The organism is Pseudomonas sp. Pse35 (genome assembly GCF_024519715.1).
GTDB classification, from domain to species: Bacteria; Pseudomonadota; Gammaproteobacteria; order Pseudomonadales; family Pseudomonadaceae; genus Aquipseudomonas; species Aquipseudomonas paracarnis.
Window position 1 is genome coordinate 1 of record NZ_JALJRP010000013.1, and the last position, 23,517, is coordinate 23,517.

Genomic DNA, 23,517 nt, shown 5'->3' on the forward strand with positions numbered 1-23,517 from the left:
CTACGCAGTCCAGCGGGAGCAAGCTCCCTCGCCACAAGTCACTGGTTGTCTGCTCTAGCTCTTAACTGACTGGCATTAGGGCAAGCGCGCGAAGGCGGAGTGTCAGTCACTGAATCTACAACTGAACCACCGCTATCGCAGGCAAGCCAGCTCCCACACGGGTCATGCATTACCCACAGAATCAGCGTCTGGTACAGATCCCCTGTGGGAGCGGGCTTGCCCGCGAAAGCGGGCTGACAGCCCGCCAGGATGTTGGATCAGACCGAGTACATACCCGTTATTCAGGTAAGGACCACAAAGTTGTGTCGATACCTAAGCCTCTAAGGCAAACCCCACCGCGGCCTGCGCATGCAACGCGGTGGTGTCCAGCAGCGGCAGGGCGCTGTGTTCGGGCTGGACCAGCAGGCAGATTTCCGTACAGCCGAGGATGATCGCCTGGGCGCCTTGTGCAGCGAGTGCCTGGATCACCCGCTGATACACCTGGCGTGACGCGTCACTGATGATGCCCACGCACAGTTCTTCATAGATGATTCGGTGCACCTCCTGGCGTTCATCCGCGTCTGGCACCAGCACGGTAAGCCCCTGGGCGGCAAGGCGGGACTTCAGGAACTCCTGCTCCATGGTGAACGCGGTACCCAGCAAGCCCACCGTCAGGGTCCCGGCCTCCAGAGCCGCCGCCGCCGTGGCATCAGCAATATGCAGGAAGGGGATCGACACCGCCGCCTCAATACGCGGTGCCACCAAGTGCATGGTGTTGGTACACAGCACCACACAATCAGCGCCCCCGGCCTGCAAGCGCCGTGCGGCATCTTCCAGGATCAGCGCGGCATCGTCCCAACGCCCGGCATGCTGAGCCTGTTCCACCGGGCCGAAATCCACGCTGTACATCAACACTTGCGCCGAGCGCAGCGGGCCAAGACGGTCGCGCACGCGCTGGTTTATAAGGCGGTAATACTCGGCGCTGGACTCCCAGCTCATGCCGCCGATAAGGCCGATGGTGCGCATAGGGTGCTCCTGAAAAAGGATAAGCCTTCACCTTATCCACTCGAGGCTGATAAGTCATACGCAGTTGCCGACCCATTCACCGGAGCAGTTCAAGAAGCGTGGGTGATCCGTCATTGTTCGGTATTGGGCGACTCGTCCATACCTGTGAGAAATGACAGTATATTTTTCTGAAACCCCCCTATTTAATCAGCACGAACGACCGAGCAGCCCCTGAGCTGATGGCGACGCTCCGTTTTCCCCTACGCCGAAAGACCGCCATTGCCGGGTGACCTTCGGATACCTCTCACATCCTGTGTTTTTGATTTCAAATAAAGTCAGCCCTACTGAAAGTTTGATTCCAGAGGAGCTTTTCATGGCAGCGCAACACTGTGAAGGCGACACCGATACCCGCCACAACAGTCATTCGTCACCGGCGCCGCTCACTATTCCCGATATCCAGCTACCTTTCGCCGTTGCACCGCCGCGTGCCGACACTGAACGGTTGCGTACGCATGCGCTTGCTTGGGCGCAGCGATACGGTTTGATCGGCAGGCGTGGCGCGCATCGGTTGACCACCACGGCACTGCTCGACCTGGGAATAGCATTGTGCGGGCGGGCGCCCACGCACCGAGCGCAGACTCTGGTGTGCTGGTACCTGTGGGCGCTTACGCTGGATGACCGTATTGATGACGGACCCTGGGCGGAAAACGGCGCGCTGGAGCATTTCATCGCCGCCGTGCAGGCATTGACCGACAGCGGCGATGCTGTGCCGTCAGGTGAACGCGGCGGGTTCGAGGACCCGATGCTGGCTGTTCTGGTCGACGACTTGTGGCCCGAGACCCAGCGTTGGGGCAGCGGGCCTTGGCGGAAGAGGCTGGCGGGGCATTTGGTCCAGCATCTGCGCGCGCAGGCGGCGCAGGTACGCATGCGAGAAACCGATACGGCGCTCGCCTTGGCTGAGTATCTGCCGTTGCGCCGGGATTCCTTCGGCGCCCTGTTCTTTTTTGATCTGATCGATGGTGCCGAAGCCCTGGACCCGTACGAGCATCCTGCGCAGGTGGAAACGTGGAGCAGGTTGCGTAAGCACGCTGCCGATATCATCGCGTGGACAAACGATATCCACTCGGTTGCCAAAGATGTGGTGTGTGGCGAGCGCTTCAATCTGGTATCGATACTCGCGCACACCGCTGGCCTGGACTGGCCTGGCGCGATAGAAGCAGCCCATCAGATGGTCAACACGGCAGTTGCTCAATTCACGGCAGCCGCTACCGAGCATGCCCATTACCCGCCGTGCGCTGCGACCGATCCGGACCGGTTGCGTCAGGTTGTCCGGGCGGCGGGGGACTGGCATCGCAGCGTTTCGCGCTATCACCTACAGGCCGATGGCTGCGCGGTACAGCACAGCCGACAAGTGGACCTGGCGCTGACTCCGCCGACCCTCAAGTCCCGCCAGTTCGAAATCGACCCGTACCCCTTGTATGAGCGTTTACGCACCACACTTCCGATCGCGTACGACGAGCCCACCGATGTGTGGCTGGTCAGTCGCTATGTGGATGTCAAAGCCGCGCTGACCCACCCAGGGGCAAGCAATCGCAACTACACCTGGCAGATTGGGCCGCTGCTGGGGCACACCATTGTGACCATGGACGGCTGCGAACACGCCCAGCACCGAGCATTGCTCACCCCGTCGTTTCGCAGCAAGGCGCTGGTGGCGCTCGAAGCGTCTGTCACCGCAGTGACCGCAGACTTGCTGGCGCGTATGCAGGGCCGGCCTCAGGTCGACCTGATTGCCGATTTCACCGCTGCGCTGCCGGTGCGAGTGATGGCTCATGCATTGGGCCTCCCGGCACACACACGAGAGGAGGTGGAGCGGCTCAAGCGTTGGTGTGCCATCGGCTTCGCGTACATGGGCAACTATCGTCAGGACCCAGCACTGTTGACCGGCGGGTTATCCAACCGAGACAGTTTTTACCACTTTATCCAGCCCTACATCGACGCTCGGCGTATAGAACCCAAGGACGACTTGATTTCACAACTCCTGGCGGCACGCATTGACGACCAGCCGTTGTCCGAGTCCTTTGTACGGTCCTATTGCGCGATCCTGATGACGGCAGGCAGCGAGACCAGTCACGGCGCCCTGGCGAATCTGATTGTCAACCTGTTGAGCGAACCTGGCGTGAAAGAGGCGGTGATCGCTGATCCAGCACTGATGGACAACGCCCTCACTGAAACCCTGCGACGCAACCCGCCATTGCAACTTGTGCTGCGGGAGGCGACTGAACCGCTGCAACTGCCCTCGGGAACAATTCCGGGTGGCGCAACCCTGGCCTGCCTGATCGGTTCAGCCAACCGTGATCCGGCCCGGTTCAGCGACCCGGACACCTTCAATATGTTGCGCGCCGAACAGGCGACCAGCCATTTCGCTTTCGGAGCGGGGCGCCACTTCTGCCTGGGCTCCATGCTCGCCCGGATGGAGATCACGATCGGTGCGCGCATGCTGCTGCAGACCTTTCCCAACCTGCGCTGGGCTCCGGGGTTCAAGCCCGAAGAGCGCGGGTTTCTCAATCGCTGCCCTGATCAATTGGAGGTCGTGCTTTGACCACATCTGTTTCCACCGAGCAACCCGGCTACACCCGCAGCTATCTCGCGGACCAACACGCAGGCCAATTGGCGAGGTTGCAAACCCTGGAGCGCGCCTTTGACCCGTTAAGCCATAAGGTTTTTGAACGATTGGATCTGCCGGACGCGCCCGCCATCCTTGATCTGGGCGCCGGTGCCGGATCGCTCGCCGGCTGGTTGAGCCAGCGATATCCCGACGCAACGGTTACCGCCACGGATATCGATACCCGCTTCCTGGTCGATATCCCCGGCATCAAGGTGATGACCCACAATGTCACGACCGATGATTTTCCTGCCGCATCGTTTGACGTGGTGCACGCCCGGGCGTTGCTGTGCCACCTCACTGACCGCGAGGAGATAGTGACGCGAGCCGCCACTTGGTTACGTCCCGGAGGCTGGTTGGTGATCGAAGATGTGAGCCTGCAACCGAGCCTCAGAACGACGAACCCGTTGTTGCGCAAAGTAGCCCAGGCCGGAATCACACTGTTGGAGCAGTCCATCGGGTCTGACATGTTCTGGGCCGATCGACTGCCTGATCGGCTACGTGACCGGGGGCTTGTCAACGTGGGGCATCGCACCCTCGAAGGCCGAATCGGCGACAACAGCCCGGCAGATGCCTTCTGGGCGGCAACCACCGCGCAGGCAGGGCCTGCATTGTTGGAACTTGGGTTACTCACCCAGGCAGAGCTGGATGCCATGGTCATGCTGCGTGCCGATCCAGCGTTCACCGACGCCGCGTTGACCTTGGTCAGTGCCTGGGGACAAATTCTTTAGCTCGATACTGTGTGGCGTGCGCGCCTCATTGCACAAAAGGAGATCCAGCATGATCCACGAGGTAGTGTTAGTCGACGCACAGGATGTACAGATTGGCGTGTGCGATAAACGCGATGCTCACCTGGGAGCTGGGCAGCTTCATCGCGCTTTTTCAGTGCACTTGATTGACAGCCGTGGGCGTCATCTGCTTCAGCGTCGGGCGGCGGATAAAATGCTCTGGGCAGGTTTCTGGTCGAATGCCTGCTGCAGTCATCCGGCACCTGGAGAGACTATTCTGGATGCCGCCTCTCGTCGTCTGCGTGAAGAGCTAGGCGTCTGGGCTTCGTGTCGAGCTCTCTATTACTTTGAGTATCATGCTTTGTTTGGCTCGATCGGCGCCGAGCATGAACTCTGTCATGTGCTGGTTGCTCAATCTGACGCTGAGGTCTCGCCCGTCCCAGAGGAAGTCAGCGATATCAAGTGGCTGACCCGCGCCGAAATAACGGCCCAGCTTGCAGAGCCCCGAGCGCCATTCACGCCCTGGTTTCGGATGCAGTGGCAGCGCCTTCTATCAGAGCATCCTTCGTTCGATGCGCCCAGGGCCGAGGCCACGCTCCCACCGCTGGGTCGCGGAGCATGAGGTAGATAGGCGTCGGCTGCCAGGTGAGTTTTTGGAACTGTTTTGCGTAGGAATACCACTGATACGCAGGTCGCCGGCCTGCCGTCAGGCGAGTAGACAAATGCCAAGTTCCCATAGGACTACCTCATGAATATTGATCCGAACATTGCGTTGGCAAGAGCATGCGCCACCAGCGTTGCACACAGGACTGTCGTTGAAATTGCTCATGCTGACGACCGCGGCGATAAGATTAAACATCGCCAAGTTTCATTGTCCATGGACCAAGTATTAAAAGGGTCAAAAGGTGCAGCCGGATTTGCCGGTTCACTGGGTTCCGGGGACCCTGCGGAGGTGACGTATGAGTTCGCCAATCGTCCCGAAACGGGGGGCACGACCAGCCAGTTCACAGAAGCACAAAAAGGCGTGATCCGTGAGACCCTGAATAATTTCAGCGATACTGCAAATATTCGGTTCAAAGAGTCTGTCAATGCACAATCCCATCATATGCAGATCAAGGTTGATGGCGGTAGCTTCAAGTGGCAGGCCCCCTGGTATACGCCCGTGTCCGATGACGAGCCCGGCAAGGTGCAGGTATCGCTGAACCAGCGCCATGCCGATGAGCTGGTAAAACCCAATAGTTTTGGGCGTCACATCATTGCAAAGGCTGTGGCCTTTAAATTAGGTCTTCCTGACCCAGCGTCTGCAGTATCGAGAAGCAACTACGCGGAAAATACGTCGGCTTACACGGTAAGGAGTCCTTTTCTGGAAACCCGCTCAGACCATCGCTTTAATAAGTTCCATGGTGATAAGACTCAGTATTCAAGTGCGCTGATGATGGATGATATTGCAGTCACGCAAGATAAATTTGGTGCGAACCTCCAAACGCGGACCGGGGATACGACGTATGGCTTTAACTCCAATGCTGATCGTGACGTATTCAAACTGCAGTCGAGCGACGACTTGCCGGTGTTTTGCGTGTGGGACGCCGATGGTAATGACACCTTCGATTTCTCCGCCTTCAGGCAAGATCAGGTTCTCAACTTGAAATCGGGCAGCTTCTCTAATGTTGGGGGAGGCCTAGGCAACGTTTCGATCGCCAATGGCGTCACCATCGAACGGGCTATTGGCGGTGCGGGCAATGACATTTTAATTGGCAATGACGTCGGTAACGAACTGGAGGGCGGCGAGGGCGATGACATTCTTTATGTCAAGGCGAACTCGGGTTTTAACCGGCTGACAGGCGGGCCGGGTAAAAATACCTTCGTTATCGGCGCGAACGACTCATCTGCCAGCTTCGCAAACACCGTAATAATGGATTTCGTCAGCGGCAAGGATAAATTGGATATTTCAGCCCTGCGCGCAGCCCACCCTCGACTCACCTTCACCCACGAATATTATCGCAGCCATAATCTCACCTTTTTGCGTTTCGATTTCGATGGCGACAAAAAAGAAGACTTCATGGTGAACATATATGGGCGAATCGCGGATTCCGATTTCCGCTTCTGACCTGAATGTTTAACGCATGTACTGGCTGGCGCCGAGCGAAATCAGGTGTGCTGCCCAAGTATTGGCTATACCTATAGCTCATTCTTACGATGATGGTCGCCAGGGAGTTCACTAATGAAGCTAAGGCTAATAATCGGCACAGTGTGCGTCGCCTCGCTCGGTTTGGTTGGTTGCGCCAGCAAAGTGGTGCAACCGAATGAATATTCAGGGTTCCTTTCCAACTACAGCCAGCTCAAGGAAGCCAAGTCACCGTCGGGGGCTGAGGTGATGCGCTGGGTTGATCCACAGCTGGACCTGAGCCGCTACACCGCGGTCTACATCGAGCCTACCCAGTTTTACCCCAAGCCCCAGGCCACTTCCCGAATTCCCGAGAGCACGTTGCGGGGCATCAATGACTATTACAACCAGGCGCTCAAGCGCGAGCTGGGTCAGTCACTGCCCGTGGCCAATGCCCCAGGCCCAGGGGTAATTGTTGTGAGAGCGGCGATTACCGCCGTGAGCAGCAAGACCGAGAGTCTTAAGCCATATGAGTTTATTCCCGTCGCCCTGGTGGCTGCGGCAGTGAGCACGGGCACCGGCATTCGCGACCAGGAAACCACCCTGGGCACCGAGGCGCAGTTCATCGATGGCGCCACTCATAAAGTGCTGGCCCAAGTGGTGCGCAAAGGCACCGGCAAGCCGCTGGCTAATGACTCCCAAGTGATGAAGGCCGACGATGTAAAAAGCGTCATCGACGGTTGGGCGTCAGACCTGCACCAGTCCTACGTGAAACTGAAAAAACACTGAGCCAAAAAAAAGCGCGGCGGGTCATCACCCGCCACGCTTTTTTTATTTCGCAAAGATTATTTTAGCGGCGTCAACGCTGGTACCTTCCACTGGCCGCTGGCAACTTCAGGCTTGGGCAGATAAATGCGCAAGACCGCGTAAAACGGGCCGGGTGGGGCCGGCAACCAGTTGCTCTGCTCAGCCTTGGGTGGCTCGTGGTGTTGCAATGCCAGGGTCAAGCCACCATCGGCATCGAGCTTGAGGGTCGGTAGCATCTGCGAGTTGATCAGGTAGCGCTTCTTGTGATTCGGCACCAGCAATTTGGTCTTGGCGTCGTACATCGTCAGCGACCAGAACGCATCAGCCGGCGGCAACTGGTCCTTGGCAAAATGCACGGTGTAGCTGTGGCGTGCACCATTGGCCGGTTTGCCCTCGCTGTCGATGACGTAGCTCAAGTGCGCGGCTTCATCACTGGAGTTGCCAAACATCCCCAACTCGGCACCGGCGTAGCGGTATAGGTAGTTGTTTTGCAGGTGGTCGCGGCTGCCGTACAAGTCTGCGCCGGTCACTTGGCGGGTGTCGACCTTGGCCTTCTTGAACGCGGCGAATTCAGCGCGGCCATCGGCGATGCCGTCTTCCAGAGCCTTGCGCTGCTCGGCGGTCAACTGGTTGACTTTGAACGGCGCGCCCGGGGCAATACCGATCCTGGCAAAGCGCGCCAGCAGATCTTTTTCATTGTCCTGGGGCGCGGCGAAGGCCAGCATGAAGTTCAGGTAGCGAAACAGCTGCGGGCCTTCGGTCATCGTCGCCATCGGCTTGGGCCATTGGATCTTCGGCACGTTGGCGGGGGCGGGTTGCTTCACATAACTGCTCAGCGCCTGCACCTTGTAGCCGCTCTGGATCTGCTTGACCTTGCTCAGGTCTTTGTCGTCAAACAGTTGAGTGCGGTAAAGGGCGTAGGCGATGTTGCTTTCGCTGTAGACCACACGGTCGATGTCCACCGGCTGCTGACCTTTCCAGTCTGGCCCGGCGATCATGTAGTGCCCGCCGTTATTGCCGGTACTGCGGGTGCCCAGGTAGGCGAAATTCTGCGTATAGAGGTCGATCAATTGCACCGAGTAATAGCGGTTGTCTTCAATCTTGGGCAGGGTCAGCACCAGCGGTTCTTTGCGCAAGTCCATCCACACGAACGAGTAGGGCGTGTCGACGTTCGGGGTGGTAACTGCGTTGTCCTTGGGGGTGAGCACCTGGGCGCTGTTTTCGATACGGTTGAACGGCGCCTTGAAGTGGGCACCGCCTTTATCAACGGCCTGGGTGTAGAGCGTCTTGTACATCTGCACCACCGGGAAGCCGTACAAGTAGGCTTCCTTGGCAATGGCCCTGGCTTCGCTGGGGCTTGCGGTGAAGTCAGCCCAGGCGCCGGAGCTCATGAGTATCGAGAGGCTCGCCAACAGCAGGCGCGTCGGTTTTCCAATCATGTTGTTGCGTCCTTCCTGAGTGCTATCTGAGAGCGTGGCGTGAAGGCGCTGAGTTTCCTGTTTTATTGGCCGGTCGTCACGTTAATCTCTGCAAAGGACCATGGGGAAGGGGCGTTAGAGCATGGATTTGACTTTGTCACGCAACTGATCGATCGAAAACGGCTTGCCAATCACCTCCATACCCTCGGGTACATCAATGTTTTCGGCATAGCCGCTGGCAAACAGGATAGGCAGGGTAGCGCGCAGTTCGCGGACCTTGGTTGCCAGTTGTTTGCCGTCCATGTCGGGCAGGCCAACGTCGGTCATCATCAGGTCGATGATCTGGTCGGTATTTTGCACCTGCGCCAGTGCTTCCCCAGCATCCGCGGCTTCGAGCACCTTGAACTCCAACTCTTCGAGGACATCGACGATCAGCATGCGCACGATGGCGTCGTCTTCGACTACAAGGATGGTGGAGGTGTGGGACATAGTGGACTTTCCTGAACAGTGAGAGCGCTGGGCTTAAAGGCAACTAGATTGTGAGTAATAACAATGCCAGCAAGTTCCGAAGCAATTGCTGGCATTGTGACCTTAGCGGCGCAAAAAGTCCCGTCCGCTTGCGTGCTGACTCACCAAGGTGCAGGCGCCATGAGCTAGACCGCATCCGCTGCCAATCAACGCACAAACATAGCGTTGAGCGACGTTATTCGGGCAAACTTGCGGTTTTCCCGCATTTGGCCAAGGCATGCCCATGACACCCGCGTCGTCCGTCGATGAAAAAAGCTTTCGTACCTTGCTGAGCCGTAACGTGGCCCTGCCCTTGGGCGTGGGCGTGCTCAGCGCGGTGTTTTTCGTCTGCCTGATTACCTATTTGCTCTCGGTGATCCAGTGGGTGGAGCACACCGACCGCGTCATTAACAACCTCAATGAGACGTCCAAACTGACGGTTGACCTGGAAACGGGTATGCGCGGGTTCCTGATCACCGGTGACGAGCACTTCCTTGATCCGTACGAAGTGGCCAAGCCGCGGATCATTGCCGACCTGCGCAATTTGCAGGATCTTGTGGCCGACAACCCGCAGCAGGTCGACCGACTCAAGCGCTTGGAAACCTTGCAAACCGAATGGAACAACTACGCACAGTCGATGATTGAGCTGCAGCGCAACAGCGGTGATTACCGGGGCGCGGTCAAGGCGGGCCGGGGCAAGCGGCTCACCGATGAAATTCGCAAGGAATATGAGGACGCGGTGGCGATGGAACAACAGTTCCGTATCACCCGTAACGCAGAGGTTACCCGCACGACGGTGATCAGTGTCACGTTGTACCTGGCGTTTGTACTGGGGCTGAGTGGTTTTCTGGCCTACATCGGCAGGAAGAATTTAATTTCACTTTCAAAGAGTTACAGCGCAAACCTCGCGTCACAACAGAAGATTGCACGGCGCCTGGAGCAAACCGCCTGGCTGCGCAATGGCCAGACCGAGCTGGCCGAGCAAGTGCTGGGCCAACTGACCCTGAACATGCTGGGACGCAATATCCTGCAGTTCTTCGCCCAGTACATGGGCTCGGCCGTCGCGGCGCTGTACGTGCGCGAAGAACACGGCGGCCTCAAGCGTGTGGCCACGTATGGCTTCTCCCGCGAGCAGGAACAACAGGAACAGTCGATCTACAGCGACGAAGGCATCGTCGGGCAGGCCGCCCAGCGCGATCGCCTGATTCGCCTGGACGATGTGCCGGTGGATTACTTCAAGGTCAGTTCCGGCCTCGGTGAAGGGGCCGCCCGCAGCGTATTGGTGGTGCCAACCAGCGATGATGACCGTGTCAATGGCGTGGTCGAGCTGGGTTTCCTGCGCCCGCTGGATGAGCGTGATATCGAACTGCTGGAACTGATCGCCGGCAATATCGGCACCTCCATCGAAGCCGCGCGCTATCGCCAGCGCTTGCAGGAAGTGCTGGCCGAGACCCAGCAGCTCAACGAAGAACTGCAAGTACAGCAGGAAGAGCTCAAGACCGCCAACGAAGAGCTGGAAGAACAGTCGCGCATCCTCAAGGAGTCCCAGGCCCACCTGGAAACCCAGCAGGCTGAGCTGGAGCAGACCAACGAGCAACTCGCCGAACAGACCCAGACCCTGGCCGAACAGCGCGACGCCATGGACCGCAAGAACATCGAGCTGAACCAGGCCCAACTGGAGCTGGAAGACCGCGCCGATGAGCTGCAGCGTTCCAGCAAGTACAAGTCCGAATTCCTGGCCAACATGTCTCACGAGCTGCGCACACCGCTGAACAGCTCGCTGATCCTGGCCAAACTGCTGGCAGATAACCCCCAGGAAAACCTCAGCGCCGAGCAGGTCAAGTTTGCCGAATCGATCTATTCAGCCGGCAATGACTTGCTCAACCTGATCAACGACATCCTGGATATTTCCAAGGTCGAAGCCGGCAAGCTGGAAGTGCGCCCGGAAAACGCTAGCGTCGAACGCCTGGTGGATGGCCTGCGCGGCATGTTCGAGCCGCTGGCAATGGACCGCAAACTGGGCTTCCAGGTGGACGTGCAGCAAGGCTCGCCAACCCTGCTGTTTACTGATCGCCAACGCCTGGAGCAGATCCTCAAGAACCTGTTGTCCAACGCCATCAAGTTCACCGAACAGGGCGAGGTCAGCCTGTCGGTGTCACGCGCGCCGGGGGAGGGCATTGCCTTTACCGTGCGCGATTCCGGCATAGGTATCGCCCCGGATCAGCAGGAAAGCATCTTCGAAGCCTTCCGCCAGGCCGACGGAACCACCAATCGCCGTTACGGCGGTACTGGCCTGGGCTTGTCGATTTCCCGTGACCTGGCCACCTTGCTGGGCGGCTATATCAGTGTGACCAGCGAACCGGGCAAAGGCAGTATTTTCACGCTTGTACTGCCTGAACAGTATGTCGAACGCGACGAGGACGCAGCGCCGATCGAGCCACCGCGTCAAGTGGTGGTCGCGCCGGCACCGGCGCCCGTCAAGGTGTCGCCATTGCCGGTGGCCGACGCCAAGCTGATCCCACGCTTTGCCGACGACCGAGAAAAAGCACCGTTCAGCACCCGCTGCATCCTGGTGGTGGAAGACGAGCCGAATTTTGCGCGAATCCTGTTCGACCTCGCTCACGAACTGGGTTACCACTGCCTGGTCGCCCACGGTGCCGACGAGGGCTATAGCCTTGCCGAGCAGTACATCCCCGACGCGATCCTGCTGGACATGCGCCTGCCAGACCATTCCGGGCTGACCGTGCTGCAACGCCTCAAGGAACACGCCAACACGCGCCATATCCCCGTGCATGTGATTTCCGTGGAAGATCGCGTCGAAGCTGCCATGCACATGGGCGCCATCGGTTATGCCGTCAAGCCCACTACCCGCGAAGAGCTCAAGGACGTGTTTGCGCGCCTGGAAGCCAAATTGACCCAGAAGGTCAAACGCATCCTGCTGGTCGAAGACGATGACCTGCAGCGCGACAGCATTGCCCGCCTGATCGGTGACGATGACATCGAGATCACCGCCGTAGGCTTTGCCCAGGAAGCCCTCGACCTGCTGCGCACCACCATCTACGACTGCATGATCATCGACCTCAAGCTGCCGGACATGCTCGGCAACGAGCTGCTCAAGCGCATGGCCACCGAGGACATCTGCTCGTTCCCGCCAGTAATCGTCTATACCGGGCGTAACCTGACCCGGGATGAAGAGGCCGAACTGCGCAAGTATTCACGCTCGATCATCATCAAGGGGGCGCGCTCGCCTGAGCGTCTGCTGGATGAAGTCACGCTGTTTCTGCACAAAGTCGAATCCCAGTTGTCCCATGACCGCCAGAAGATGCTCAAGACTGCCCGCAGCCGCGATAAGGTCTTCGAGGGGCGCAAGATCCTGCTGGTGGACGATGACGTACGCAATATCTTCGCCCTGACCAGCGCCCTGGAGCACAAAGGCGCTGTGGTGGTGATCGGGCGTAACGGCCAGGAAGCCATCGACAAGCTCAATGAAGTGGACGATATCGACCTGGTGCTGATGGACGTGATGATGCCGGAGATGGACGGTTACGAGGCCACCGCCTTGATCCGCCAGGACCCACGCTGGAAAAAACTGCCAATCATTGCCGTGACGGCCAAGGCCATGAAGGACGATCAGGAACGTTGCCTGGCAGCAGGCTCAAACGATTACCTGGCCAAGCCGATTGACCTGGACCGCCTGTTCTCACTGATTCGCGTATGGCTACCGAAGATGGAACGCATTTAAGTGGAGCAGTGTTTCTTGGATAAGAGCAGCGATATTGAGCTGCGCCTGTTGATCGAGGCGATTTACCTCAAGTACAGCTATGACTTTCGCGACTACTCGGGCGCGTCGGTCAAACGCCGTGTGGCCCATGCCTTGCGTCAGTTCGACTGCGCGACCATTTCCGCACTGCAAGAGCGCGTGTTGCACGACCCGGCCGCGTTCATGCAGTTGCTGCAATTCTTGACCATTCCGGTGAGCGAGATGTTTCGCGACCCGTCGCACTTCCTCGCGATTCGCCAGGAAGTCGTGCCGCTGCTCAAGACCTACCCGTCGATCAAGATCTGGATTGCCGGCTGCAGCACGGGCGAGGAGGTGTACTCCATGGCCATCCTGCTGCGTGAAGAAGGCTTGCTGGAACGCACCATCATCTACGCCACGGACATCAACCCCGCGTCGCTGGACAAAGCCAAGCAGGGCATCTTTTCCCTGGAGAACGTGCGCGCCTACACCGCCAATTATCAGCAGGCCGGCGGGCAACGGTCATTTGCCGACTACTACACAGCGGCTTACGATTACGCGATCTTCGACAAGACATTGCGCGAGAACGTGACCTTTGCCGACCACAGCCTTGCGACCGACAGCGTATTCTCAGAAACTCAATTAATTTCATGTCGTAACGTATTGATTTATTTCAATAAAAAATTGCAAGATCGAGCGTTTGGCTTGTTTCATGAGTCGCTGTGTCATCGCGGCTTTTTGGTGCTGGGCAGCAAGGAAACCCTGGATTTTTCCGCCTACAGCAAGCAATTCGAGCCCTTGGTCAAGCAGGAACGGATTTACCGAAAATCATGAGCGACGCGCCAGACACCCCGATTTCGGGGATCGAAGCCATCGTCGTCGGCGCTTCCGCCGGCGGCGTTGAGGCGTTGCTGAGTATTTTCGGCCAGTTGCCGAGCACCTTCGCGCTGCCGATCATTGCCGTGCTGCACCTGCCGGACGAGCGCCGCAGCCAACTGGCAGAAGTCTTTGCCCGGCGCCTGAACATCCCGGTCAAGGAGGCCAGGGACAAAGAAGCGCTGGAGGCGGGCACCTTGTACTTTGCCGGGCCCGGTTATCACCTCTCGGTAGAGCAGGACCGCAGCCTGTCCCTGAGCCAGGAAGACCGGGTGCACCATTCCAGACCCGCCATCGACTACCTGTTTTCCTCGGCGGCCGATGTGTATGGGCCGCGCCTGCTCGCCATTTTGTTGACTGGCGCCAACCAGGACGGCGCAAGCGGGCTGGCCCACGTCAAGCAATCGGGTGGCATTACCATCGTGCAGGACCCACAAGAGGCACGCATTGCCGTCATGCCCCTGGCGGCCCTGGCCTTGCACACACCTGACCATATTCTTTCCTTGAGCCGAATCGGCTCATTGCTGGCTTCCCTGGAACCCTTCCCATGTTAAGTACTGTCCAGGCCAAACTGCTGATCGTCGACGATCTGCCGGAAAACCTGCTGGCCCTCGAGGCGCTGATCAAGCGTGAGGATCGCCAGGTCTTCAAGGCATTGAGTGCCGACGAGGCGTTGTCCCTGTTGCTGGAACATGAATTCGCCATGGCGATCCTCGACGTGCAGATGCCTGGCATGAACGGTTTCGAACTGGCCGAACTGATGCGCGGCACCGAAAAGACCAAGAACATCCCCATCGTGTTCGTCAGCGCCGCTGGCCGCGAACTCAACTACGCCTTCAAGGGATATGAAAGCGGCGCGGTGGACTTCCTGCACAAGCCGCTGGATATCCATGCGGTCAAGAGCAAGGTCAATGTGTTCGTCGACCTGTATCGGCAGAGCAAGGCGATGAAGCTGCAAGTTGAAGAACTGGAGCGCAGCCGCCGTGAGCAGGAGCTGTTGCTCACGCGCCTGCAGGCCACCCAGGCCGAGCTGGAACAGGCGGTGCGCATGCGTGACGACTTCATGTCGATTGTCGCCCACGAAGTGCGTACGCCCCTCAACGGGCTGATTCTGGAGACCCAACTGCGCAAGATGCACCTGGCCCGGGACAACGCCGCGGCGTTTACCCTGGACAAGATGCGCGCCATGGTTGACCGCGATGAGCGCCAGATCCAGAGCTTGATCCGCCTGATCGAGGACATGCTCGACGTGTCGCGTATCCGTACCGGCAAGCTGTCGATTCGCCCGGCACGCATCGACCTGGCGCAACTGGTACGCAACCTGGTGGATAACTTCGCGCCGCAAGTGGCAGCCGCCGAGTCGTCCATGCAATTGCAGGCCGAAAGCCCGGTGCAAGGCTGCTGGGATGAGTTCCGTATCGAGCAGGTGATCACCAACCTGCTGACCAACGCCCTGCGCTACGGAGCCAAGAGCCCGGTGCAGGTGCGGGTGTATACCGAGCATGGCGAAGCGCGGGTAGAGGTACGCGACCATGGCATTGGTATCAGCGAGGAGAACCAGAAGCGTATTTTCCAACAGTTCGAACGGGTTTCGGCCAACCATTCCGCAGCCGGCCTGGGCCTGGGCCTGTTTATTTCCGAGCAGATCGTGGCGGCCCATGGCGGCACGATTGAGGTCGAGAGTCAGATAGGTGAGGGCGCCCTGTTCCGGGTATGCCTGCCTTTGGAAGTGGCCGAGTGAAATCAATCGTCACCCCGACGCAACCTCTGCGTGACCCCATGGTCGTAACTGCAGCAATTGACCGGACAAAGGCTTCCCATGAGTGAAGATGCACAAGATGTCGTACTGATCGTCGAGGACGACGAATCCATTATGTTTGTGCTGGGCGAGTACCTGGCAGGCTTGGGCTACCGGGTCTTGAAGGCGATCGACGGGGAGCAGGCCTTCGAAATCCTTGCGACCAAACCGCACCTGGACTTGATGGTGACCGATTACCGCCTGCCGGGTGGGATCTCGGGCGTGCAAATTGCCGAGCCGGCAATCAAATTGCGTCCGGAGCTGAAGGTGATCTTTATCAGCGGGTACCCGCAGGAAATTCTGGACTGCCACAGCCCCATCACGCGCAATGCGCCGATCCTGGCAAAGCCGTTCGATCTGGATACGCTGCAGGAGCATATCCAGCGGTTATTGGCGTAATACCGCACAACTTGAGACTCTGCGCATCTCGACGCTCTTCTTTTTAGGTGGCGTGACCGCCTCAGGCCCTGATCATTTCTCGGACCTTGGCGGTCAATAAATCGAAGGTAAACGGCTTGGTGATCAACTGCATGCCCGGATCCAGGAATCCCCCTCGCACGGCGGCATGCTCGGCATAGCCGGTGATGAACAATACCTTGAGTTGAGGACGAATCTGCCGGCCGATTTCCGCCAGTTGCCGGCCGTTCATACCGGGTAGGCCGACATCGCTGATCATCAGGTCAATGCGCTGTTCGGATTCAATAATCGCCACCGCCGTATTCGCATCCCCAGCCTCGATAAACCCATACCCCAGTTCTTTGAGCACAGCGCTGACCAGCACCCGAACCGCGGGGTCATCCTCGACAATCAACACCGTTTCCCCAGCATTGGCAAACGGCAGCAGTGTCGGGTTGAGCGGCGCCTGTGCCTGGGGCTCACCGATGAAGCGCGGCAGAAACAGGCTGACCGTCGTGCCTTGGTTGACTTCGCTGTGGATGGTCACATGCCCACGAGACTGACGAGCGAAGCCGTAGATCATCGACAACCCAAGACCGGTGCCTTGGCCGATGGGTTTGGTGGTAAAAAACGGATCGAACACGCGGCCCATCAGATGTTGCGGTATGCCGCAACCGTTGTCGCTGACACTCAGCTCTACGTAGTCGCCCGGGGTCAAGGTGCCGTAGGCGGCGGTAAAGACACTGTCGAGGTGGCGATTGGTGGTCTCCACGGTCAGCGTGCCACCCGTGGGCATGGCGTCGCGCGCGTTGATCACCAGGTTGAGCAAGGCGCTTTCGAGCTGGTTCGGGTCGGCTTCGGCGGTCCACAGGGCATCGCTCAGACGCATGTCCAGGCTGATGCTTTCGTTGATGCTGCGTTGCAGCAACTCGCCCATGGCTGCCACCAGTTGATTGATCTGCACGGGCTTGGAGTCAAGCGATTGTCGGCGCGAAAACGCCAGCAACCGGTGTGTGAGGCTGGCCGCGCGATTGGCGGAGGTCACACCCAGGTCGATCAGGCTGTCCAGGTCATCCAGCTTGCCTCGGGATACCCGCCTGCGCAGCAGTTCCAGGCTGCCGATAATGCCCGTGAGCATATTGTTGAAGTCATGGGCGATACCGCCGGTCAACTGGCCGACGGCTTCCATTTTCTGCGACTGGCGCAAAGCCTCTTCGTTATGGCGCAGTTGAGCCGTGCGTTCTTCCACTTGCTGTTCAAGCGTTTCCAGGGTGCGCTGCAGCCGCAGTTCACTCTCGCTCAAGTCAATCAACCGGTCCCGTGCTTCGTATTGGCGACGCCGACCGCGCAGCGCGGCGCTCACCAGGCTGATCAGGGTAATGGGGTGGAAAGGCCGCTCCAGAAACGTCACGTTGCCCAGCAAGCCACTGAGCCGGGTGGAGCCGTTCTGCTCTTTGCCGCCATGATGGGTCATCAGCACGATCGGCAGGTCGGACCACGCCGGCTGCTGGTGCAATTGCTCGAGCAGTGGTTCAAGGTCTACGCCACGCAGCGCCTCGGCGGCAATGATGAGCAGGCCGGCGCCTTGCGCCAGTTCTTCGCACACTTGCCCCAGGTTGCTGGCGACGATCCCGCTGTAGCCGGCTTCGTTAAGCATCATCAGCGCCAATGAACCATCGCGGCCCATGGGCGCCAGCACGATGGCGCGCTCGGAGATGGGGGAGAGGGCCGGCACTAGCCCTCATCCTTGAGCAGAGGGGAGCCGGCGCCCATATAGGTTGGAATGCCGCGCAGCACACCCTGGAAGTTATCCAGGGGAACACCCACGGTCATGCCACGGCTGCCGATGCGATATTCGCGGATAGTCGACTCATGGGAGCCAGTCCTTTTCTTGATGATCGAAATGGCCCGGCGAACTTTGCCCAGAGCCTCGAAGTAACGCAGCAGGATCACGGTGTCAGCCAGGTAGGTGATGTCGACCGGGGTCTGCATATCGCCCACCAGGCCGTGCTGGGCCACCGTCATGAAGGTCGCGGCACCGCGGCGGTTGAGGTACAGCAACAGCTCATGCATATGGAGGATCAACGCGTTTTCTTCAGGCATTGCGGCCTGGTAGCCGTTGATACTGTCGATGACCACCGTCTTGATGCCGCGCTCATCCACGCAGCGACGAACCCGGTGCGAAAATTCGCCGGGGGAGAGTTCAGCGGCGTCTACCTGTTCGATCAGCAGGTTGCCGGTGTCCCGTAGCGCGGCGAGATCAATGCCCATGTTTTTCATGCGCTCGAACAGCAGGCCCAGTTCTTCATCGAAGATAAACAGCGCAGCCTTTTCGCCTCGCGCCACGGCGGCGGCGGCGAAGATCATCGAGATCAGCGACTTGCCGGTGCCCGCCGGGCCGAGAATCAGGCTGCTGGAGCCGGTCTCGATACCACCGCCGAGCAAAGAGTCCAACTCCTCGATGCCACTGCTCAACGTTTGACGATTATAACCACCGCGATGCTCGGCCGCTACGAGGCGCGGGAACACGTGAATGCCGTCGCCCATGATGGTGAAATCATGAAAGCCGCCACGGTATTTCTGGCCACGGTATTTCACTACGCGGATACGCCGACGCTCGGCACCGTAGGTGGGGGTCAGTTCTTCCAGGCGAATCACGCCGTGGGCCACGCTGTGCACGGTTTTATCCAGGGACTCGGTGGTCAGGTCGTCCAGCAGCAGTACGGTGGCGTCATAGCGTACGAAGTAGTGCTTGATCGCCAGGATCTGCCGGCGATAGCGCAAGGAGCTTTGCGCCAAAAGGCGGATCTCAGACAGGCTGTCGACCACCACGCGGGTCGGCTTGACCCGTTCTACCACTTCAAAGATCTGGCGGGTGGCTTCACCCAGTTCCAGGTCGGAGGAATACAGCAGACTTTGCTGGTGATCGGCGTTGAGCAGGCTTTCCGGTGGGGTCAGCTCGAAGATATGAATATGCTCATCCAAGTCCCAGCCGTGGGATTTGGCACCCTGGCGCAGTTCGTGCTCGGTTTCGGACAGGGTGATATATAAGCAACGTTCGCCGTTCTGCGCACCGGCCCGCAGAAAATGCAGGGCCACGGTGGTTTTACCGGTGCCGGGTTCGCCTTCGAGCAAAAACACGTGGCTTCGCGATAGCCCCCCGGCAAGAATGTCATCAAGACCTTCGACGCCGGTGGCCGCCTTTTCACTCAACAGCTGTTTGGATGTACTCAAGAAGTGCCCTCAGGTCACGTACAAGTAGAGGGGCACGCCGAATGGGACGCGCCATATTCACTTGACCGTAGTGGCACGTAGCGGTTCAACGTTTTGTAAGAAATGCAGCCGTGTAGGAGCGAGCTTGCTCGCGAAGATCTGAAGGGCGCCACGGTGAACCAGGCAGTCCGCGTTATCGTTAACGATCTTCGCGAGCAAGCTCGCTCCTACAGGCCCTGCTGTAGCGCCGGATCATCCGGGTTCTGTTGCTCCAGTTGAGCGAGCAGCACCTGGACGTTCTGCAACTGGCCGGTCTCTTTCCAGTAGGTGACCAGCAGCACGCGGGCTTTGCGGTTGGCGGGGTGACGCTGGACGATTTCTTCCAACTGGCGCTGGGCCGCCTCTACTTCGTCCTGGGCGTGCAGGGTCGTGGCCAGGTCGTAGCGATAATCCGGGTTGTCCGGCGCAAGCTCCACCGCCTTGGACAGGCCGAGCAGGGCGTAGGGCCGCTCGCCATGGTGCAGCAGCCACATGCCCAGAGCATGTTGCAGGTAGGCCGATTCGGGGTGCGCAGCCAATTGTCGGGCCAGCAGTTGACGCGACTCGTCAGTCTTTCCTTGTTTGTCCAGCAGTTCGATTTGCGATACCACCGCTTGCAGGTTGTCCGGCTGCAAGCGCATTGCCTGCTCCAGGGCGTTTTGCGCCTCCGGCAGCAGGGCGCTGTGGATGTACAGGCGCGCCAATTGAATCCAGCCTTCAGCCGTTTCGGGCTGGGCCTTCAGCGTTGTCACGAATTCGTCGAGCACCTGCTGCAGTGGGCCAAAGTACAAACCCAGGGTATCGGGCGACAGGCCGAGCAAGGCGTTGGCGGCCGCAAAGCGCACCGATTGTTCCGGATCGTCCAGCACCGGGCCGAGCAGTAAGGTGCGCTGGCCAGTGGGCACCAAGCCGACGATGCTGTGAATCGCGGCTTCGCGCACCAGCGCCGACTTATCGGCGAGGTCTTTATCGGCCAGTTTCAGCGCCTGGGGGCTGGGGTAATTGGGCAGCTCGGCGTGCAAGGCGGCGCGGCGCTCGGGCAACAGGTCCGGCCGGCCGAGCTGTTGGTACAACACACGTGCGGCGCCTGGCTCGCCATTATGCGCCTGCTTCAAGGCCTTGGAATAGCCATGGGCGATGGCCGGGGGGACGGCCACTGCCGGGGTACGGGAGAAAAACCAGGTGATCAGTACGATCAGCAACAGGGCGCACAGGCCGATGATGGAGTAACGGCGAGACTTTGACATGCAGGCGTCCGAAAGCTTGGGCAGCAAAGTTCCAAGCTTCGGTCAGTGCGAGGCGAGTGTCAAACCCGCGTCAGGTCAGCACGTAGTCCGCTGGCTCCAACGCTGGCGGCAGGTTGACTTCACCCAAGGCGGAGAGGATCTCGCGCTCCAATGTCCGCAGGATAGCGTCACACGGCAAGTCGTTTTCGTCGAAGCCGAAGGGGTCTTCCAATTCATCGCCAATCGCATCCAGGCCAAAGAAGGTGTAGCTGACAATCGCGGTGAACACTGGCGTCAACCAGCCAAGAGGCTCGGCCATGGCGAATGGCAGCAAGATGCAGAACAGGTAGATGGTGCGGTGCAACAGCAGGGTGTAGGGAAAGGGCAGTGGTGTGGTCTTGATGCGCTCGCATGCCGCCTGCACCTGGCTCAGGCTGACCAGCCGGGCTTCCAGTTGGGTGTAGCGCCATTCGCTGATCACGCCCTGTTGTGCCAGGACCGAAAAGCGCGCACCGACTGCTTGCAGCACGCTGTCCGGCAGGTTGGGGTGGCTCGCTGGCACGCTGATCCACGGGTGTATCGCCCGGGCTTGATCTTCATGGCGCAAATGCGCGACCAAGCCATGGGCAAAACCGCACAGGCCGCGCAGCAGGCCAGCACGCTCGGCGGTGTCCCCCAGCACCTGGGTCTCGCGAATCAGCGAGCGCACGTCAATGACCATTTGCCCCAGTTGCTTGCGGCCCTCCCACCAACGGTCGTAGCAGGCGTTGTTGCGAAAACTCATGAAGATCGACAGTGACAGGCCCAACAAGGTGAAGGGCGTAGCGTTGACCTTGGAAAAATAGGCGGGGTGCAGGGTTTCCACCAGCACGATGACCGAGGCCAACAGCGTGACCAGCAGGCTGCGCCAGGCAATGCGCTTGGCAATGGAGCCTTTGAGGGAGAACAGGATACCCAGGACGTTGGGTTTAGGGCGAACGATCATGGAGGGCTTCTGTGGCGGAGCAGGCTGTCAGATTAGAAGCTGCTATGCATCGCGTCCAATCACTTGGATCGACCGTCTGATCAGTCAACTCAATGACTAACGTGTGAACCGGCAGTACATAACCCTGTGGGAGCAGGCTTGCCTGCGAAAGCGGTGGTGCAGTGACAGTCGGGGTGACTGACCCACCGCCTTCGCGGGCAAGCCCGCTCCCACAGAAAAGCGAAAAAGCCCCCGTGTTCACTACGGACTGGCCAAACCAGTCAGCCAAGTTGAAGGCTTTGACCATTGCCGCTGCGCCGCTCTGGAGCGACTATTTCAGCGGTTTATCGAGTTGTAAGCGTCCTGAAAATAAAAACACAGAAGGATAGGAAGCGATGCGTGAGTATTTGGCTGCCACTACCGAGTTTGATTACCAGCATACCGCCGACGCCGCACTGGCCGGCAATCTGCAGGCGCTCAATGCCTGTGTTGAATGCTGTGACCGTCACGCGCTGCCGGGGCGCATCGCGTTGTTCTGGGAAGGCAAGGACGGGCGCAGCGCCACCTCTACCTTTACCGAACTGCAGGAGCAGGCCGCACGTTTCGCCAACTTCCTGCTGGCCCAGGGCGTCAAGCGCGGTGACAAAGTGGCGGGCCTGTTGCCTCGCACTGCCGAATTGTTGGTGGTCGTGCTGGCAACGTGGCGCATCGGCGCGGTCTATCAGCCGCTGTTTACCGCGTTCGGACCCAAGGCGATTGAACATCGCTTGAACAGCTCTGGCGCAGCGCTGGTAGTCACCGATGCAGTGAACCGTCCCAAGCTGGCGGAGGTCGCCGACTGCCCGACCATCGTCACAGTCGCCGGGGCCAAAGGCGAAGGTATCGTGCGGGGCGACTACAGCTTCTGGGCCGAACTGCCCAATTACTCTTCTCACTGCGAGCCGGTGCTGCTGGGCGCAGAGGAGCCGTTCCTGCTGATGTTCACCTCCGGCACCACCGGCCCGTCCAAGGCGCTGTCGGTACCGCTCAAGGCCATCGTCGCGTTCCAGGGCTATATGCGCGACGCCGTGGACTTGCGCCCCGAGGACGCGTTCTGGAACGTTGCCGACCCTGGGTGGGCCTATGGCATCTATTTCGGCGTGACCGGGCCGTTGTCCATGGGGCACCCGATTACCTTCTACGATGGCCCGTTCACTTTGGAAAGCACCTGCCGGGTCATCAATAAATACGCGATCACCAACCTGACCGGTTCGCCCACGGCGTATCGGCTGTTGATTGCCGGTGGCGAACAGTTCGCCCGTTCGATCAAGGGCAAGCTGCGCATCGTCAGCAGCGCCGGCGAGCCATTGAACCCGGAGGTGATCCGCTGGTTCGCCGACAACCTGGGCGTGACCATCCACGACCATTACGGCCAGACCGAGCTGGGCATGGTGCTGTGCAATCACCATGGTTTGGCGCATCCGGTGCATGTCGGCTCGGCGGGTTTTGCCTCGCCAGGGCATCGCATCGTGGTGCTGGATGACAACCATCAGGAGCTGCCAGCCGGCCAACCCGGCATCCTTGCCATCGACCGCGAGCAATCGCCTATGTGCTGGTTTGCCGGGTACGACGGCGTGAAAACCAACGCGTTCGTCGGCAAGTACTACCTCAGCGGCGACACCGTGGAGCTGAACCCGGACGGCAGCATCAGCTTTGTCGGGCGCAGCGACGACGTGATCACTACATCCGGCTACCGCGTGGGGCCCTTCGATGTGGAAAGCGCGTTGGTGGAACACCCTGCGGTGGTCGAGGCTGCCGTGGTCGGCAAGCCTTGCCCGGAGCGCACCGAGCTGGTCAAAGCCTTTGTGGTGATCAGTGAGCAATACCGTGCCACCCCGGAGCTGGCTGAAGAGTTGCGCCTGCATGTGCGTCAGCGCCTGGCCGCCCATGCGTACCCGCGGGAAATCGAATTTGTCAGCGACTTGCCCAAGACCCCGAGCGGCAAGCTGCAACGCTTTATTTTGCGCAATCAGGAAATAGCCAAGGCCCAGGCGGCCGTGGCGTGATCCCTTTAAAA

18 protein-coding genes are annotated in these 23,517 nt (G+C 59.4%); 11 read left to right on the forward strand and 7 right to left on the reverse strand.

Annotated elements, in window-relative coordinates; all coding sequences use genetic code 11:
* Positions 1–312: 312 nt before the first annotated feature.
* Positions 313–1,005, reverse strand: a complete 693-nt coding sequence (locus OC445_RS13330; protein ID WP_057975886.1) for an aspartate/glutamate racemase family protein — start codon at positions 1,003–1,005, stop codon at positions 313–315.
* A 352-nt stretch (positions 1,006–1,357) separates the two neighbouring features.
* Here OC445_RS13330 and OC445_RS13335 point away from each other — a divergent pair, with 352 nt between their 5' ends.
* The 5 genes from OC445_RS13335 (at position 1,358) to OC445_RS13355 (ending at position 7,267) form a co-directional block, all read left to right on the forward strand.
* Entirely contained in the window at positions 1,358–3,583 is a 2,226-nt protein-coding gene (locus OC445_RS13335) for a cytochrome P450 (RefSeq protein WP_197900561.1), read from the forward strand.
* The gene (locus OC445_RS13340) at positions 3,580–4,377 is read left to right on the forward strand and encodes a class I SAM-dependent methyltransferase (protein WP_054896525.1); all 798 of its coding nucleotides are present in this window, start codon (positions 3,580–3,582) and stop codon (positions 4,375–4,377) included. The genes OC445_RS13335 and OC445_RS13340 overlap by 4 nt, the downstream gene beginning before the upstream one ends.
* Before the next feature lie 49 nt (positions 4,378–4,426).
* The gene (idi, locus tag OC445_RS13345) at positions 4,427–4,996 is read left to right on the forward strand and encodes an isopentenyl-diphosphate Delta-isomerase (protein ID WP_054896524.1); all 570 of its coding nucleotides are present in this window, start codon (positions 4,427–4,429) and stop codon (positions 4,994–4,996) included.
* A gap of 126 nt (positions 4,997–5,122) precedes the next feature.
* Positions 5,123–6,481 (forward strand): M10 family metallopeptidase C-terminal domain-containing protein, encoded by a 1,359-nt coding sequence (locus OC445_RS13350; RefSeq protein ID WP_054896523.1) that lies wholly within the window; start codon positions 5,123–5,125, stop codon positions 6,479–6,481.
* A 114-nt stretch (positions 6,482–6,595) separates the two neighbouring features.
* Complete coding sequence (locus tag OC445_RS13355; RefSeq protein WP_054896522.1) at positions 6,596–7,267, forward strand: DUF3313 domain-containing protein; 672 nt, start codon at positions 6,596–6,598, stop codon at positions 7,265–7,267.
* 56 nt (positions 7,268–7,323) lie between these two features.
* On the opposite strand, the gene OC445_RS13360 is transcribed toward OC445_RS13355, so the two are convergent.
* Positions 7,324–8,724 carry a DUF1254 domain-containing protein gene (locus OC445_RS13360; RefSeq protein ID WP_198791289.1) on the reverse strand — a complete coding sequence of 467 codons (1,401 nt, stop codon included), beginning with the start codon at positions 8,722–8,724 and terminating at the stop codon, positions 7,324–7,326.
* 114 nt (positions 8,725–8,838) lie between these two features.
* Positions 8,839–9,192, reverse strand: coding sequence for a response regulator (locus tag OC445_RS13365; RefSeq protein WP_060773084.1), 354 nt, complete (start codon positions 9,190–9,192; stop codon positions 8,839–8,841).
* Between the two features lie 262 nt (positions 9,193–9,454).
* Here OC445_RS13365 and OC445_RS13370 point away from each other — a divergent pair, with 262 nt between their 5' ends.
* The 5 genes from OC445_RS13370 (at position 9,455) to OC445_RS13390 (ending at position 16,022) form a co-directional block, all read left to right on the forward strand.
* Positions 9,455–12,952, forward strand: coding sequence for a response regulator (locus OC445_RS13370; RefSeq protein WP_054919026.1), 3,498 nt, complete (start codon positions 9,455–9,457; stop codon positions 12,950–12,952).
* On the forward strand, positions 12,953–13,783 hold the full coding sequence (locus tag OC445_RS13375) for a CheR family methyltransferase (protein ID WP_019817062.1): 831 nt from the start codon (positions 12,953–12,955) through the stop codon (positions 13,781–13,783).
* Entirely contained in the window at positions 13,780–14,379 is a 600-nt protein-coding gene (locus OC445_RS13380; RefSeq protein WP_054896518.1) for a chemotaxis protein CheB, read from the forward strand. The genes OC445_RS13375 and OC445_RS13380 overlap by 4 nt, the downstream gene beginning before the upstream one ends.
* Positions 14,373–15,566 carry a hybrid sensor histidine kinase/response regulator gene (locus OC445_RS13385; RefSeq protein ID WP_034127459.1) on the forward strand — a complete coding sequence of 398 codons (1,194 nt, stop codon included), beginning with the start codon at positions 14,373–14,375 and terminating at the stop codon, positions 15,564–15,566. The genes OC445_RS13380 and OC445_RS13385 overlap by 7 nt, the downstream gene beginning before the upstream one ends.
* 78 nt (positions 15,567–15,644) lie before the next feature.
* Positions 15,645–16,022 (forward strand): response regulator, encoded by a 378-nt coding sequence (locus OC445_RS13390; protein ID WP_032897270.1) that lies wholly within the window; start codon positions 15,645–15,647, stop codon positions 16,020–16,022.
* A gap of 61 nt (positions 16,023–16,083) precedes the next feature.
* Here the strand turns inward: OC445_RS13390 and OC445_RS13395 are convergent, their stop codons facing one another.
* The 4 genes from OC445_RS13395 to OC445_RS13410 all read right to left on the reverse strand — a co-directional run bounded on the left by OC445_RS13395 (position 16,084) and on the right by OC445_RS13410 (position 21,482).
* Positions 16,084–17,754: an ATP-binding protein gene (locus OC445_RS13395; protein ID WP_262020176.1), complete on the reverse strand. Its 1,671-nt coding sequence runs from the start codon at positions 17,752–17,754 to the stop codon at positions 16,084–16,086.
* A complete protein-coding gene (locus OC445_RS13400) occupies positions 17,754–19,253 on the reverse strand; it encodes an ATPase domain-containing protein (RefSeq protein WP_034127457.1) in 1,500 nt (499 codons plus the stop codon). The genes OC445_RS13395 and OC445_RS13400 overlap by 1 nt, the downstream gene beginning before the upstream one ends.
* A 206-nt stretch (positions 19,254–19,459) precedes the next feature.
* The gene (locus tag OC445_RS13405) at positions 19,460–20,518 is read right to left on the reverse strand and encodes a tetratricopeptide repeat protein (protein ID WP_198791286.1); all 1,059 of its coding nucleotides are present in this window, start codon (positions 20,516–20,518) and stop codon (positions 19,460–19,462) included.
* Positions 20,519–20,588: 70 nt separating this feature from the next.
* A complete protein-coding gene (locus OC445_RS13410; RefSeq protein WP_054919016.1) occupies positions 20,589–21,482 on the reverse strand; it encodes a bestrophin family protein in 894 nt (297 codons plus the stop codon).
* 374 nt (positions 21,483–21,856) lie between these two features.
* Between OC445_RS13410 and OC445_RS13415 the strand changes: the two genes are divergently transcribed.
* A complete protein-coding gene (locus OC445_RS13415) occupies positions 21,857–23,506 on the forward strand; it encodes an AMP-binding protein (protein ID WP_197900558.1) in 1,650 nt (549 codons plus the stop codon).
* Positions 23,507–23,517: the final 11 nt, after the last annotated feature.

Bases quoted from the DNA above. Each gene is read 5' to 3' on its own strand.
- OC445_RS13405 (WP_198791286.1), bottom strand. From the start codon at position 20,518: ATGTCAAAGTCTCGCCGTTACTCCATCATCGGCCTGTGCGCCCTGTTG.
- OC445_RS13410 (WP_054919016.1), bottom strand. From the start codon at position 21,482: ATGATCGTTCGCCCTAAACCCAACGTCCTGGGTATCCTGTTCTCCCTC.
- OC445_RS13330 (WP_057975886.1), bottom strand. From the start codon at position 1,005: ATGCGCACCATCGGCCTTATCGGCGGCATGAGCTGGGAGTCCAGCGCC.
- OC445_RS13350 (WP_054896523.1), top strand. From the start codon at position 5,123: ATGAATATTGATCCGAACATTGCGTTGGCAAGAGCATGCGCCACCAGC.
- OC445_RS13365 (WP_060773084.1), bottom strand. From the start codon at position 9,192: ATGTCCCACACCTCCACCATCCTTGTAGTCGAAGACGACGCCATCGTG.
- OC445_RS13335 (WP_197900561.1), top strand. From the start codon at position 1,358: ATGGCAGCGCAACACTGTGAAGGCGACACCGATACCCGCCACAACAGT.
- OC445_RS13385 (WP_034127459.1), top strand. From the start codon at position 14,373: ATGTTAAGTACTGTCCAGGCCAAACTGCTGATCGTCGACGATCTGCCG.
- OC445_RS13360 (WP_198791289.1), bottom strand. From the start codon at position 8,724: ATGATTGGAAAACCGACGCGCCTGCTGTTGGCGAGCCTCTCGATACTC.
- idi (WP_054896524.1), top strand. From the start codon at position 4,427: ATGATCCACGAGGTAGTGTTAGTCGACGCACAGGATGTACAGATTGGC.
- OC445_RS13370 (WP_054919026.1), top strand. From the start codon at position 9,455: ATGACACCCGCGTCGTCCGTCGATGAAAAAAGCTTTCGTACCTTGCTG.
- OC445_RS13415 (WP_197900558.1), top strand. From the start codon at position 21,857: ATGCGTGAGTATTTGGCTGCCACTACCGAGTTTGATTACCAGCATACC.
- OC445_RS13355 (WP_054896522.1), top strand. From the start codon at position 6,596: ATGAAGCTAAGGCTAATAATCGGCACAGTGTGCGTCGCCTCGCTCGGT.
- OC445_RS13390 (WP_032897270.1), top strand. From the start codon at position 15,645: ATGAGTGAAGATGCACAAGATGTCGTACTGATCGTCGAGGACGACGAA.
- OC445_RS13380 (WP_054896518.1), top strand. From the start codon at position 13,780: ATGAGCGACGCGCCAGACACCCCGATTTCGGGGATCGAAGCCATCGTC.